13 protein-coding genes are annotated in these 13681 nt (G+C 73.2%); 2 read left to right on the top strand and 11 right to left on the bottom strand.

From position 1 onward, the window contains the following. Positions 1-25: 25 nt before the first annotated feature. Positions 26-841 carry a serine hydrolase domain-containing protein gene (locus ACFYPN_RS00375; protein ID WP_389296302.1) on the bottom strand — a complete coding sequence of 272 codons (816 nt, stop codon included), beginning with the start codon at positions 839-841 and terminating at the stop codon, positions 26-28. Positions 842-983: 142 nt separating this feature from the next. On the opposite strand from ACFYPN_RS00375, the gene ACFYPN_RS00380 reads away from it, so the two are divergent. Continuing rightward, entirely contained in the window at positions 984-1430 is a 447-nt protein-coding gene (locus ACFYPN_RS00380) for a MerR family transcriptional regulator (protein ID WP_389296303.1), read from the top strand. After that, positions 1430-2446, top strand: coding sequence for an aldo/keto reductase (locus tag ACFYPN_RS00385; RefSeq protein ID WP_358765152.1), 1017 nt, complete (start codon positions 1430-1432; stop codon positions 2444-2446). The genes ACFYPN_RS00380 and ACFYPN_RS00385 overlap by 1 nt, the downstream gene beginning before the upstream one ends. A gap of 54 nt (positions 2447-2500) precedes the next feature. Here ACFYPN_RS00385 and ACFYPN_RS00390 read toward each other — a convergent pair whose 3' ends face one another. The 10 genes from ACFYPN_RS00390 to ACFYPN_RS00435 all read right to left on the bottom strand — a co-directional run bounded on the left by ACFYPN_RS00390 (position 2501) and on the right by ACFYPN_RS00435 (position 13505). Further along, positions 2501-3715 (bottom strand): acyltransferase, encoded by a 1215-nt coding sequence (locus tag ACFYPN_RS00390; RefSeq protein WP_389296304.1) that lies wholly within the window; start codon positions 3713-3715, stop codon positions 2501-2503. After that, the gene (locus ACFYPN_RS00395; protein WP_358765148.1) at positions 3712-4773 is read right to left on the bottom strand and encodes an alpha/beta hydrolase; all 1062 of its coding nucleotides are present in this window, start codon (positions 4771-4773) and stop codon (positions 3712-3714) included. The genes ACFYPN_RS00390 and ACFYPN_RS00395 overlap by 4 nt, the downstream gene beginning before the upstream one ends. A 158-nt stretch (positions 4774-4931) precedes the next feature. Beyond that, positions 4932-5465, bottom strand: a complete 534-nt coding sequence (gene cpt, locus ACFYPN_RS00400; RefSeq protein WP_358765146.1) for a chloramphenicol phosphotransferase CPT — start codon at positions 5463-5465, stop codon at positions 4932-4934. Beyond that, complete coding sequence (locus ACFYPN_RS00405; protein WP_389296305.1) at positions 5462-6718, bottom strand: MFS transporter; 1257 nt, start codon at positions 6716-6718, stop codon at positions 5462-5464. The genes cpt and ACFYPN_RS00405 overlap by 4 nt, the downstream gene beginning before the upstream one ends. Before the next feature lie 506 nt (positions 6719-7224). Next, on the bottom strand, positions 7225-7905 hold the full coding sequence (locus tag ACFYPN_RS00410) for a response regulator transcription factor (protein WP_358765142.1): 681 nt from the start codon (positions 7903-7905) through the stop codon (positions 7225-7227). After that, on the bottom strand, positions 7902-9341 hold the full coding sequence (locus ACFYPN_RS00415) for a histidine kinase (RefSeq protein ID WP_389296306.1): 1440 nt from the start codon (positions 9339-9341) through the stop codon (positions 7902-7904). The genes ACFYPN_RS00410 and ACFYPN_RS00415 overlap by 4 nt, the downstream gene beginning before the upstream one ends. 172 nt (positions 9342-9513) lie before the next feature. Continuing rightward, positions 9514-10182: an alpha/beta fold hydrolase gene (locus tag ACFYPN_RS00420; RefSeq protein ID WP_389296307.1), complete on the bottom strand. Its 669-nt coding sequence runs from the start codon at positions 10180-10182 to the stop codon at positions 9514-9516. Positions 10183-10260: 78 nt separating this feature from the next. Then, the gene (locus ACFYPN_RS00425; protein ID WP_358765136.1) at positions 10261-11196 is read right to left on the bottom strand and encodes a DUF4429 domain-containing protein; all 936 of its coding nucleotides are present in this window, start codon (positions 11194-11196) and stop codon (positions 10261-10263) included. A gap of 85 nt (positions 11197-11281) precedes the next feature. Next, positions 11282-12493: an alpha/beta hydrolase gene (locus ACFYPN_RS00430; protein WP_389296308.1), complete on the bottom strand. Its 1212-nt coding sequence runs from the start codon at positions 12491-12493 to the stop codon at positions 11282-11284. Positions 12494-12731: 238 nt separating this feature from the next. After that, positions 12732-13505, bottom strand: a complete 774-nt coding sequence (locus ACFYPN_RS00435) for a TetR family transcriptional regulator (protein ID WP_389296563.1) — start codon at positions 13503-13505, stop codon at positions 12732-12734. Between the last annotated feature and the right edge of the window lie 176 nt (positions 13506-13681).

Raw genomic sequence — 13681 nt, forward strand, 5'->3', positions numbered from 1 at the left:
CTTCGCGGGTCCCGGGCCGGACGGCTCAGCGGCCGGCCTCCGCCAGCACCGCGTTTGTGAACGCCGGCCACACCTCGGCGGCCCAGGGGCCGAAGGCGCGGTCGGTCAGGGCGACGCAGGCCACGCCCGCGACCGGGTCGATCCAGAGGAACGTGCCGGACTGGCCGAAGTGGCCGAAGGTCGCGGGGGAGGAGCCGGCGCCCGTCCAGTGCGGGGACTTGGAGTCGCGGATCTCGAAGCCGAGGCCCCAGTCGTTGGGGTTCTGGTGGCCGTACCCGGGCAGCACGCCCTTGAGCCCGGGGTGCACGACGGCCTGCGCCTCCAGCACCGTGCGCGGGTCGAGCAGCCGAGGGGCCTGGACCTCGGCGACGAAGCGGACGAGGTCGTCAACGGTCGAGACGCCGTCCTTGGCGGGAGAGCCGTCGATGGTGGTGGAGGTCATGCCCAGCGGTTCGAAGACGGCCTCGCGGGCGTAGTCGGCGAACGGGATGCCGGACGCCTTCGCGAGGTGCTCGCCGAGGACCTCGAAGCCCGCGTTGGAGTAGAGCCGGCGTGTACCGGCCGGGGCCGTCACCCGGTGCTCGTCGAAGGCGAGGCCGCTGGTGTGGGCGAGCAGGTGGCGGAGGGTCGAGCCCTCCGGGCCGGCCGGTTCGTCCAGTTCCACGGCGCCCTCCTCGTACGCCACGAGCGCCGCGTACGCCGCCAGCGGTTTCGTCACGGAGGCGAGGGGGAAGCGGTGCGCCGTGTCGCCGTGCGTACCGAGGACGGTGCCGTCCGCGCGTACGACGGCGGCTGCCGCGGTGGGGACGGGCCAGTTCTCGATCATCGCCAGGCTCTGCATGGTTACGAGGGTAGAGGCAGCGGGCACCCGTCCCGCAGCAGGGCCCGGGAGGCGGGGCAGGCCGCCCGAGGTCGGGGTTTCCGTGAGATGCCTGCCGGTTCCGCTTGCTTGGAGTGCACTCCAAGGTTCTAACGTGGAGGACATGACGGTGACGCAGAGCACGTCCGTACGGTCCGTGCCCCAGCAGGTATCCCCACCGGGCCGGACGGTCCGGTACACCATCAGCGAGGTGGCGGCCCGCACCGGGCTCACCGCGCACACCCTGCGCTGGTACGAGCGGATCGGTCTGATGCCGCACGTCGACCGCTCGCAGACCGGACAGCGACGGTTCACCGACAAGGACCTCGACTGGCTGGCCTTCGTCGGCAAGCTCCGGCTGACCGGGATGCCGGTGGCCGACATGGTCCGGTACGCGGAACTGCTGCGCGAGGGCGAGCACACCTTCGACCAGAGACAGGAGCTGCTGGAGGCGACCCGCCGCGACGTGCGGGCCCGGATCGCGGAACTCCACGACACGCTCACTGTCCTCGACTACAAGATCGACTTCTATGCGAGCGCCCGACGGGCGCCGGAAAGGCCGTGTGGCTGATGACGGAGAACACCCTTCCCACCGTGCAGCTCGGAGCGGACGGACCGCAGGTCGGCGTGCAGGGACTCGGCTGCATGGGCATGAGCGAGTTCTACGGCGAGACCGATGAGATGGCCGCCCACGACACCCTGCACACGGCGTTGGACGCGGGGGTCACCCTCTTCGACACCGCCGACATCTACGGCCGCGGCGCCAACGAGGAGTTCCTCGCCTCGTTCGTCGGGACCAACCGCGACCGGATCACGCTGGCCACCAAGTTCGCCATCGAGCGGACCGACGACCCGACCTACCGGGCCGTACGCAACGACGCCGCCTACATCAAGCAGGCGGTGGAGGCGAGCCTGCGCCGCCTCGGCACCGACGTGATCGACCTCTACTACATGCACCGCCACGACCCGCAGGTCCCGTTCGCGGAATCGGTCGGCGCGATGGCGGAACTGATCAAGGAGGGCAAGGTCAAGCAGCTCGGCCTGAGCGAGGTGACCGGCCCGGAACTGCGCGAGGCGCACGGGGTGCACCCGATCGCCGCCCTCCAGTCGGAGTGGTCGCTCTTCAGCCGGGACCTGGAGCGCAGCGCGGTGCCGGTGGCGGCCGAGCTGGGCGTCACGCTGGTGCCGTACTCGCCGCTCGGCCGGGGCTTCCTGACCGGTGCGTTCGCGGACGCCGGCAAGGAGCTGGGCAAGGACGACTTCCGGCAGTACCAGCCCCGCTTCACCGGCGACAACGCGAAGAACAACGCGGCCCTGCTGGAGCCGGTCCGCCGGATCGCCGAGGCGCACGGGGCGACCCCCGCGCAGGTGGCGCTGGCCTGGGTGCACCAGCGTGCCCAGGTGCACGGGCTCACCGTCGTACCGATCCCCGGCACCCGCAAGCCGACCCGGCTGCTGGAGAACGTCGGCGCGGTCCGGATCGTCCTCTCCGCCGAGGAGCTGGCCGAACTGGAGCCGATCGCCGGCAAGGTGGCGGGTGACCGCTACCCGGACATGAGCAGCACGGCGGCGGCTCGCGAGAAGTAGGCCCGTACGCCACGGCACCCGTACCCGGGAGGTACGGGCGCCGTGACGTGTCTTTCATGCCAGCCCCAGCGCGAACACCGCGAACCCCGCCGCGAGCACGCCCACCACGGCGTTACGGGTCCGGGTGGTGCGGGTGCCCCGGCGCCAGGGGGCCTCGAAGCGGCGCGTGAAGCGCGCGATCAGCACCAGCAGGACGGCGCACACCGGCAGCCAGAGCACCCGCGCCACGATCCAGCCGGGGCTGTCGGGAGCCGTGGTCAGGCCCGGTACGGCACCGGAGCCCGCGAGGGACGCCGGGACGGCGGCCGCCAGCAGCGCCGTCTGGTGCCAGCACAAGATCGTCATCGCCGACAGGTTGACCACCACCACCGGCGCCCAGAGCACGGGTCGTCGCAGCAGCCTGCCGATCCGGTCGCGCAGCAGGATCGCCGCGCCGCTCTGTGCGGCGGCCAGCGCCACCACCAGCAGCGACGGCGGATGCGAGTTGGTGCGCGCCTCGCCCGGGACGCCGACCATCGAGGCCGGGTAGTGCAGGACCAGCAGCAGCACGGCGAAGAGCACCGTCCCGCCCACCAGCAGGAACCGCGCACCGCGCCGCCCGATCCGGCCCACCCCCCAGCTCGCGCCGAGCTGGTACGCGAAGAGCCACCCCGGCAGGATGTTCACCAGGCTCAGCCAGGACGGCACGGCGTCCGCGTACGGCCCGTACCGCAGGAAGTCGACCACGGCGACCACCGCCAGGAGCGGCGCGGCGGCCCACCCGCCCATCCGTTCCGCGAGCCGCACGCAGACCGGGGTCAGCGCGGTGACCACCAGGTAGACCCCGACGAACCAGAGCGGCTGGATCACCAGCGTGGCCCCGGTCCGCAGGGTGTCCCCGTCCACCCCGAGCAGGTGCAGCACCGGAGCGAGGACCGCCCACACCGCGGTCACCCCGAGGACGGGACGGCCCAGCCGGGCGAGCCGCCCGCCCAGCCAGGCGCGGGCGGTGCCCGTACGGCGCCGGTAGGAGAGGGCGGAGACGTACCCGCCGACCAGGAAGAACACCCCGAGCATCTGGAGCACCCAGCTCACCGGGGCCAGTGCCCCGAACGTGGAGAGCGGGCTCGCGTTGTGCAGGGCGCCGTCGCCGTCGCGGGTGAAGCCGCCGAGCAGCCAGTGGCCGGTCGGTACGGCGAGCAGCGCGAGGGCGCGCATCCCGTCGATCGCACGGTCGCGGTGGGCCGGGGTGCGGGACTCGATCCGGGCGGCGAGGGCGGCGAGACTCATCGGAGTGCCCCTTCGGAGGCGAAGTCGCCGGTGGCGATGGCGGCGAAGGCGCGGAGCGAGTCGGTGCCGGGGGCGAAGTAGCCGGTGTGGCCCACGGCTCGGTGGGCGGGCACCCGGCGGGCGCCGAAGGCGGGGCCGGTCGGATCGGTGCCGTGGCCCAGGCCCACGAACTCGACGTTCGGTACGTCGTCGATCCAGTCGGTGGGGTCCTTCGCCGCCCACACCCGGGCCGTGGTGCCGAGCGCGGCGACACTGCCGGCGCGCATCCCCGGAGAGCCGAGCACCACCAGGTCGCCGGCGCGCAGCCGGTGCGCGGCGAGCCCGCAGACCACGGAGCCGTAGCTGTGGCAGAACACGGCGGGCTCCGGAAGGCCGTCCGCCGCCAGCCCGTCCGTGAACCGGGCGAGCCGGTCCGCGCCGACCTCCGCCAGCTCCCCGGTGGCCGCGTCCCATCCGACTCCGACCGGCGTGGTGTAACCGGCCCAGGCGATCACCGCGGTGTCCGGGCCCGTCGCGTCCCGCAGTGACCGGGCCATCCCGGCCGGAGTGCCGTACGGATCGCTCTCCCGGTCGAACGTCCCCGCGTCGATGTCCGACCCGGGTACCACGACCCCCACGTGCCGGGCCGTCCGCAGATCGCCGAACACCTCGGTCACCAGCCCACGACCCCGCGGGTCGAACGCGAGTATCCGGCGCCCCGGTTTTGCGAGCGACCGGTGGCGGGGGTCACTACTGGCGCTCAGCGAAAGAAAGTTGGCCCGGTAACGCAGTTCCAGGGGTGCACCGTCGAGATTGCCGACCACCGAAGGGTGCCGCACCACGAGTGCCTGCTGCTCTTCGCGGCTCAACGCTGCAAAGAACGCGGCCATTTGGGCGGGCGAGGCGCTGGCGGGGTCGGGCAGCGCCCGCCCCCGTACGTCGTCGGCGCGCCAGGACGCGCTTCCCGGCGGCGGCCCGCTCACGGCCCGTTGCGTACTCCCCGACGCCCAACCCGCGGTCCCCGCCGCCACGGTGGTCGCCAGCGCGACCGCCACCAGAGTTCTCGCGTACCGGCGCATCCGCCCCTCCTCCCGCTCCGTCGCACCGGACGGTGCGACGGAGCAGAAGGTAGGAAGAGGACGCCCCGGCCGGCGTCACACCGGGGAGCCAACCGTGCGGTGCTACCGGGGTAGGGGGTGGGGCACGCGAACATCACCCCGGTCCGGCGGTCGGTGCCTCACCGCGCGCGGGCGGCGATGACCCGGGCGCACTCCAGCGACTCCGTGCGCGTGGTGTCCACCTCCAGGTCGTAGACCACCCCGAGGTGGACCGTCTCCGCCTGTGCGGCGGCCATGCCCGGCGTACGGTCGCCGCGCGCGATCTCCCGCCCCGAGGCGGTCCCGCTCGCGCACCGGACCCCGACCCACAGCACGTCCAGTCCCACGAGAGCCTTCTGCCAGTGCGCCTGGGACTCCGCGCCGCCGAGGAAGACGTCGTCGACGATCATCCGGGCACCCGCGCGGGCCATGGCCGCGACGCCCTCCATCCAGGCCGCCTCCAGCCTCCGGAACTCCGCCCCGACGTTGACCCCGCCGTCGGCGGTGAACTCGATCCCCCCGTCGGACGTCCGGAGCGACGCGGGCATCGAGTCCACCAGGGTGTCGATCGCTGCCGCGAGCCACGGCTCCGGCAGCACCGCCTGGAGACACCGGACGATCCCGGACTTGCCCGAGCTGGACCCGCCGTTCAACACGATCACCTGAGACGTCATCCGGCCACCGTAGAGGGGACCGGCGCGGCGGCCACTTCGTTTTCCGGCGAGGCTCCGGCGGGGCGGGCGCCCTTGCGCTGCGCCCAACGGACGGCGGACGGGGCGGCCAGGCCCGTCAGCGCGAACATCGCTCCCACGACGTACCAACCGGGACGCCCCCAGGTGATGCAGAGCGAGATGAGCAGGGCCGGCCCGACGGCCTCGGCGAGCCCGGCACCCAGGCCGAACACACCGAGGTACTGGCCGGTGGCGTGCTGCGGGGCGAGGGCGTAGGACACCTCGAAGCCCGCTGCGGCGTGCCAGAGTTCGCCGATCGTATGGATCACCATCGCCACGACGAGCAGGGTGACCGCCGCCCACGCGGGGGTCCCGGCCGACAGGGAGATCAGCGAGCAGGAGACGAGGAAGGCCACGCCTGCCCGGCGGTAGGCGATTCCGCCGGCCGCCGGGGAGGCGACGTTGCGGCCGGCCCGGACCTGGAACAGGACGATGGTGACCGTGTTGAGCAGGACCACGACCGAGATCAGGGAGTGCGGCGCGCTCGTGGCGCTGACCAGCCAGAGCGGCAGCGCCACCGTGAGCACCCTGAACTGGACGGTCATGACTCCGTCGAGGGCGGTGAGCGCGAGGTACGGGCCGTCCCGCAGCGCGCCCCAGCGGGGACCGGCGGTGGCGGCCAGGGGCTTCACCGACGGCAGCCGGACCAGCAGCACCGCGGATGCCGCGAAGGCCACCGCGTTGCCGACGACCAGGAGCCGGTACGCGGGAACGGTGCCCACCTGGACCACCCAGCCGGCCGCCAGGGCGCCGAGTGAGATGCCCACATTGGTCACCGCGCGGAGGTAGGCGCGGAATGCCTGCGGCCTGGCCCCGCCGTAGTGCCGGATCAGCGGGCTGCGGGAGGCGGAACCGGCCGCCTTGCCGCCGCCGGCCACGCCCACCGCGAGGACGAACAGCCAGAAGCTGTCCGCCCACAGGAAGCCCGCCGTGGCCAGCGCCTGCACGGCCAGGGTGGTCGCGTAGATGCCGCGCGCCCCGCGCCGGTCGGCGAGGTGGCCGACGGCGATGCCCACGCCCAGCGCGACGATCCCCGCAGCTCCGAGCCCCAGGCCCACCCGGGCGGCAGGCAGGTGGACCGCCTGGGTGAAGTAGAGGACTCCGGCCGTCAGATAGAGCCCGCTGCCGAGGGTGTAGACGAAGTTCGAGGCAGCGAGCACCCGTTGAGGTGGGGAATCCGGCAGCAATGCGGGCATCGGCAGGCCCTCTTCGTCGATGGTAAGAGTCGATCAAGCTTCGCGTTTCTTACTTCTCGACGCAACGAAGTTATCCGGAGGGGCTCGCGAGGAGGGTGGCCGGGCGTGGGTGATGCGAGGGCCCCGGTCCGTCCGCTCTCAGGGTGCCAGGGCGGCGGACCCCGGGCCATCCCGTCGGGCGGCAGCGCTACCGGGTTGGCCGGCTCGCGGTACGAGTACGAACCGCCACCGACCCGGACGCCGTCACGGGTGGTCCTCCGACTCACCGGACCGGTCGGACGCTGGTCGTCCAGGAGCGCGACGCCGAGTGCCTCGGTGCCCCTCACGGGGGCATTCTGCCAGGGCGGCAGGGCGGCAGGGCGGCAGGGCGGCAGGGCGGCAGGGCGGCAGGGCGGCAGGGCGGCCGGACGGCAGGGCGGCCGGGCGGCCGGGCGGGGCGGGTCGGGCCGGTGGCGGGGCCGGTCCTCGGGTTCACGGCGACCGCCCCGCTGGTCACGCGCCCGCCCTCAGCCCCCCGGTGTCACCAGCCCCGACTCGTACGCGAAGATCACGGCCTGCGCCCGGTCCCGCAGGTCCAGCTTGGCGAGGACCCGCCCGATGTGGGTCTTCACCGTCTGCTCGGCCAGCACCAGACGGCCTGCGATCTCCTGGTTGGAGAGCCCGCGCGCGATCAGCTCCAGCACCTCGGTCTCCCGGGGCGTCAGCCCGTTCAGCCGCAGCGCCTGACCACGGCGCGAGGCGCCGGACGGCCGCTGGGCGGCGAAGTCCGCGATCAGCCGCCGGGTCACGGAGGGCGCGAGCAGCGCGTCGCCCGCCGCCACCACCCGTACCGCCGCGATCAGATCGGCCGGCGGCGCGTCCTTGAGCAGGAACCCGGACGCCCCGGCGCGCAGCGCCTCGTACACGTAGTCGTCCACGTCGAACGTCGTGAGCATCAGCACCTTCGGGCGGTGCACCACACCGACCGGCGGGTCCAACAGGGCGCGGGCGGCGGCGAGTCCGTCCATCTCGGGCATCCGGACGTCCATCAGGACCACGTCGGGGTGCTGGCTGCGGCTGACCTCGATGCCCCGGCGGCCGTCCGGCGCCTCGCCCACCACGTCGATGTCGCTCTGCGCCGACAGCAGGGCCGCGAACCCGGCCCGCACCATGGCCTGGTCGTCGACGATGATCACGCGGATGGTCACGGGGAGTCCTCCGGGGCGGTGGTCGGGTTCGGTTCGGGGGGTGTGACGAGCGGGCCGGCCCCGGTGACCGGCCCCAGCGGGAGCCGGGCCGCGACCCGGAAGCCACCGTCCGGCAGTGGACCGGTGTCCAGGGTTCCACCGGTCAGCCGCACCCGCTCGCGCATCCCGACCAGGCCGTGCCCCGTCCCGGAGGTCTCCAATGGCGAAACGGGTTGCGGCGAAGCCGAGTTGACCACCAGCACGCTCAGGTGGCCGGCATCGGCGCGTACCGAGACGCGAGTTGTCGCACCGGGGGCGTGCCGGACCACGTTGGCGAGCGACTCCTGCACGATCCGGTACGCGGACAGATCCACCGCCGACGGCACCTCGCCGAGATCCGCCGCGAGCGCCAACTCCACCGGCAGCCCCGTGCGTACGGTCGCTTCCACCAGCTGCTGCAACCGGTCCAGGCCCGGCTGCGGGGCCCGCTCGCCCCCCGCGCCGTCGCCGCGCAGTACCGTGAGCAGCCGCCGCATCTCCGCCAGCGACTCGCGGGCACTCGCCGCGATCGAGGCGAACTCCTCCCGGGTCTCCTCGGAGAGCCCGGCCACCCGGTACGGGGCGGAGTCCGCCTGCACGGTGATCACCGACATGTGGTGCGCGACCACATCGTGCAACTCCCGTGCGATACGCGCGCGTTCCTCCAGCAGCGTGCGCCGGGCCCGCTCCTCCGCGCTGATGGTCTCCTGCTCGACCAACCGCTGCTGCGCCACACCCCGCTCCCGTACGGCGGCGCCGGCCATCAGTACCACCGCGCCGAGGACGAACAGCAGGAGCGCACCGGAGTTCCCGCGCTCGGGTGCCAGCGTGTACAGCGCCAGTCCGGCCGCGCCCGTGGCGAGCCACACGGCCACCAGGGTCCGGCGGCTCTCCCGCAGCCCCAGCGCGAGGAGGACGAAGAGCTGACCGACGATGACGGTCGGCGGCCAGGGCCAGACCGTGTACGGGCCCGGGGGCTCGGCCAGCAGCACCAGCGCCCCGGCCACCGCGCCGAGGAAGGTGATCCACCAGACCTGGAGGGGCCGGTGGGCCAGCAGGAGCAGGGGGAGGGTCTGGGCCACCGCGAGGATCGCCGCCACCGCCCCCGGCACGCTCCGGTCGTTGGACAGCACGTTGACGGTGACCGGCAGGAGTGTCGCGGTCAGGGCGACCACCACGACGTACGGGATCATCCGCTGCCACAGCTTCGGCGCTCCGGCCAGCAGGGCGGTGGTCGGGTGGGAGGGCCGCGCCAGTCGGTCGACGAGGGCGCCCAGTCCGCTCCGGGCGGCGCGCGCCGCCCAGCCGGGGGACGCCCCTCGGGCACGCGGCCCCTTGCCGGGCGGCACCGGGGGCGCGGGGGAGTTGTGGGACGCGGCGGATTCAGGGGATTCTGGTGATTCGGGGGTCTCGGACATGGCCCGGCCAGCGTAGGCAGCCGACCGCCTCGGAGGCGTCATACCGGGGTGTCGGCCGCGACCGTCCGTGTCATACCGGGGTACGGGGTGCTGCACCGGGAACCGGCCGCGTCCGGCCCTCAGGGCAGGCCCGTCCCCGGGCTCCGGCGCCGGCCGCGACGCACGCGCCGGTTCATTCGCCGAGCAGGATCGCGGCGACCCCCTCCGGGGCCTCATGCATCGCGTCGTGGCCGGTGGGGAGGGAGTGGACCCGCCATCCGGGATCGGCTCGGAGCCGGGTGTGGAGTCCGGCGAACGGCGTCCGGTCCTCCCACCCGGAGCAGTAGACGAACTCCCGACGGGGAACCCGGGTCACTGCGCCGGTGAGCCGGACCGTTTGCAGGAACGAGGCGAGGGGGTGGTGCCGGCGTCGGGCATCGCCGCCCTCCGGCGGGCGGACGGAGTAGCCGGTGGCCGCAGCGCCGGCTGCGAACACCTCCCGGAAGTGCTCGTTCGTCGAGGACCAGCACGATTCGCCGTCGCTCGGTACGTAGGCGTCGAGATGCACCAGCCGTGAGACCCGGCCCCCGGCACGGTCCGCGGCGGCGGCGATCACCATCCCGGCGTAACTGTGGCCGACCAGCGTCACGCTGGTGACGTGGTGGCGATCGAGTTGCCGCAGGACGTCGTCGGCGTGCGTGTCCAGGTTGGCGCTCGCGACCGTCGCGGCGTCGTCGTCCGGCCGCAGACCGGTCAGGGTCAGGGCGTGAACGGTGTGACCTGCACGCTCCAACAGCGGAACCACCGCCTCGAACGCCCAGGAGCCCTTCCAAGCCCCGGGTACAAGAACGAACGTCGCCATGGGTTCTCCCTCCCTCTCGGACCGCCCACGGAACTTCCGCTCCGCCGGCGCCTGCGACCCTGCCCGCGTCGACCCCGTCTACAACTCCGCCAGCAGCTCGGCCTTCTTGGCACTGAACTCCACGTCCGTCACCAGCCCCGCCCGATGCAGCTCGCCCAGGTGGCGAATCCGCTCCGCGATGTCGGCCGGATCGCGCCGCACCGCGCCGACCGGCACCAGCGAGGTGGGCACGGGTACGGACGGCCTGCGGCGCGCGGACTCCAGGACCGCCGCCGCGAACGGCAGCGACTCGTGCACCGGGCCGTACCCCAGGCCGAAGAGCACGGCCGCCGGATCCTGGTCCGCCTGTCGGGGCCGCTCCGGAGCCGCACCCCGGGGCAGTTCGCCGGGGGAGGTGACGCACGGCTGTGCGGGAACGGCCGCCGCCGGGTCGGACGGATGCGTCAGCAGCCGCAGATAGCCCTCGAATGCCTCCGGGGAACGCCACTCCACCCCGGCCACCTGCGTCACCGGGAAGGACTGGTCGCCCGCCCGCCACTTGGCGCTGGACGCACCCGTCCACGACCAGCGGAAGGAGACCTGCTCCCCGTCGAAACTGGCCCGCCCGTCGTACGCCTTGAACTGCAGCGGGCCCTGGGGCGCGGGGACGAGGAAGCGGTCCGCCGGCTGCCCGGCCTCCGGGCCGAGCACGGCCCGCAACTCGTCCCGGTAGTACTCCGCGAGGGTCTCCCGGTCTGCGGGCAGGATCAACCGGTAGGGATCGGAACCGTCCTTCAACTGTCCCGAGGCCGCCTCCATCAGAGGATCGGCGCCAGGTCTCGGCGAGGCGTGCAGAACCACCGTGCCCCGCTTGCCCGGAGTCAGACCGACCGCCGACAGCGCCGCATACGGAATGCGTCGCTCCCGCAGGCTCTGGAAGAGCTTCGGCGTACGGATGCCCCGTTCGAAGCGGATGAGCACGGAGTCGGTGTCGAACTCCCAGGTGGCATGGATTCCAGCCAGCACATCACCCATGCGCCTCATCGTATGCGGCGGCCGCCGCTACGTCGCCCCTTTGCGTCAGCCCCGATTCACCGGGCTTCCGCATGATCTACGCGCGTCAGACATCTGTTCCGCCGGAAATACCGCTGCGGCACTCGCGATCCGCACGTGCGCAGCCGACCGTCGCGTATGAGCCGACACCGATCGCCGCGAAGTTGCGCAGACTCTCCGTGCCGGGCTCGAAGTAACCGCTGTGGCCCTGCGCGTCGCCCGCCGAGACGATCCGCGCCCCGAACCCCGGGTCCACCGGATCAGCGCCGTGCCCCAGCCCGCCGACCTCCAGGTTGGGTACGTCCGCGATCCAGTCGCCCTGGTCGCGCATCGCCCACACCCGAGCATCCGTGTCCAGCGCGGCCGCGCTCGTGGACCGCATGCCGGGACTGCCCGCGACGGCGATGTCCGTGACCCGGGACGGCAGGCTGCGCGCCGCGACCCCGCACACCACGGATCCGTAACTGTGGCAGACCAGCGACACCGTCGACGTCCCCGGCAATGCGCTCACCAGCGCGTTGAGCCGCAGCGCACCCTGAGTGGCGAGCCCCCCGAGGACCGCGTCCATGCCGATCCCGGCCGGCGCGGTGTAGTCGGCCCAGGCGATCACCGCGGTACGGGCGGCGGGGCGGGCGTACCGCTCGGCGGCGTACAGGGACCTCCCCATGCCGACCGGCGCGCTGTACGGACGGTTCTCGCGCTCCAGCGTGAGCATCTGGGTGTCCACCCCGGGGACCACGACGGAGACCCGCTCGGCCCGGTCCAGATCGCCGAACACCTCGGCCGCGCGGCCCCGGCCGGACGGGTCGAAGGAGAGGATCTGGCGGTCGCCGGCGAGCATGCCGCGATAGCGCTCCAGTCGCAGGCGGGCCTCGGTGCGGCCGTCGGGAGAGAGCCCGGGGTCTCGTGTCCTGCGCCGCTCGACCCCCTGCGCGGCCTGCAGCGCGTGACGGTTCGCCCGGTAACGCAGCGCGACCGGAACGCCGTTGAGGTTGCCGACCACCAAGGAGTGGTGATCGGCCAGCGAGAACCGCTGGGCGGCGGAGAGCGAGGCGAAGAACCGGGCGATCGCCGACGCCGGCGCGTCCAGAGCAGGAACGGGCCGACCCCCCGCCCGGGCATGCGCCCAGGCGGCCAGCGCCCGGACGCGTGGCTCGTCGGAGGGCTGATGGCGCACGGCGGTCCACCCGGTGGTCGCCAGCATCACGAACACGACGGCTATGGCGAGCAGCGCGCGCCATGCGGTCAGGGTGGGGGTGGTGTCGAAAGAGGGATTCACTGCGGAACACCCTAGGAGACGGGTGACGGACCGTGGCGCTCGGGTGACGTACCTCACTCGACGGAGAGGTTTGTGGACCGATTTTCTTACGTTCCGTAGTCGCGAGGGGCGCGTGGCATGGGCCGCGCGCCGGGGTAGTGCGCCTCGCCGGGGTGGTGCGCTCTACGGAGGGGGTCCGTCGCGCAGGAGTGGTGCGGGGCCCGCGCTGCGCGTCGCTCCGGCGCGCGGGCCGGGCGCGTCATCGCCCGCTCGCACGCCCCGCCGCGACCGTACCGGCGATCACGAGCGGTCCCGGGGTGACGTGCGGTCCCGGTGCCATGAGCGGCGACACCGGCGGTGGCGTCCCCGGGCCCCCGGGGGCCGGTACGGGGGTGCGCCAGCCGGAAGCGAGTGCCGGGCCGAGCATGTCCAGATGGCTCCGGGCCAGAGCGCGCAGCGAGGCCAGGCTGCCGTCACCGGACCGTCCCCACAGCTGCCCGGTGACCCGCATCGTCCCCGAGAAGGCGGCGACCGCCACCCGGGGCCGGGGGTCGGCGTCAAGGTCCAGGCCCTCCCGCCCGGCGATCACCGAGGCGACCTCCTCCTCCATGGCGACGCACCGGCGCATGTGCACGGCCAGCAGCGTGGGATGCGACTCGATCATCCGGAACGTCCGCACGTGCAACTCCACCGTGGCCGAGGACGGGCCGGAGAGCTCCAATGCGTCCCACGCCTCGAACGCGGCCTGCCGCATCGCCTCCAACGGCGGTTCGTCCGAGGGTCGTTGCCGCAACTCTGCGAGAAAACGCGCTTCCACCATGTCCTGCGTGGCGAAGACGACGTCCTCTTTGCTCGCGAAGTACCGGAAGAACGTGCGCTGGGAGACGTCGACCGCCTCCACGATCCCGTCCACCGTGGTCCGTTCGTACCCCTGGGTGGTGAAGAGTTCGAGCGCGGCGTGGAGCAGCGCGTCACGGGTGCGCTGCTTCTTCCGCTCGCGCAGCCCGACCGCACACTCCGGGCGCCGGAACAGACCCGTCGGCCGCGCGCGCTGTTCACGCGTCGGCGCCCCGGACTGCGTGCTCTCGCGTGCGCCGCCCCGCCGACGTGCTGCCGGACCTTCCGTCACGTGCACTTCCTCTCCGATCGTTCCGCCGCCCTCGGCGTCCCTGTGAGCCACCCGACAGGTACCGCTCGGTGATCCGGTTG

The sequence above is a fragment of the Streptomyces sp. NPDC005576 genome, from assembly GCF_042871745.1.
Lineage (GTDB): Bacteria > Actinomycetota > Actinomycetes > Streptomycetales > Streptomycetaceae > Streptomyces.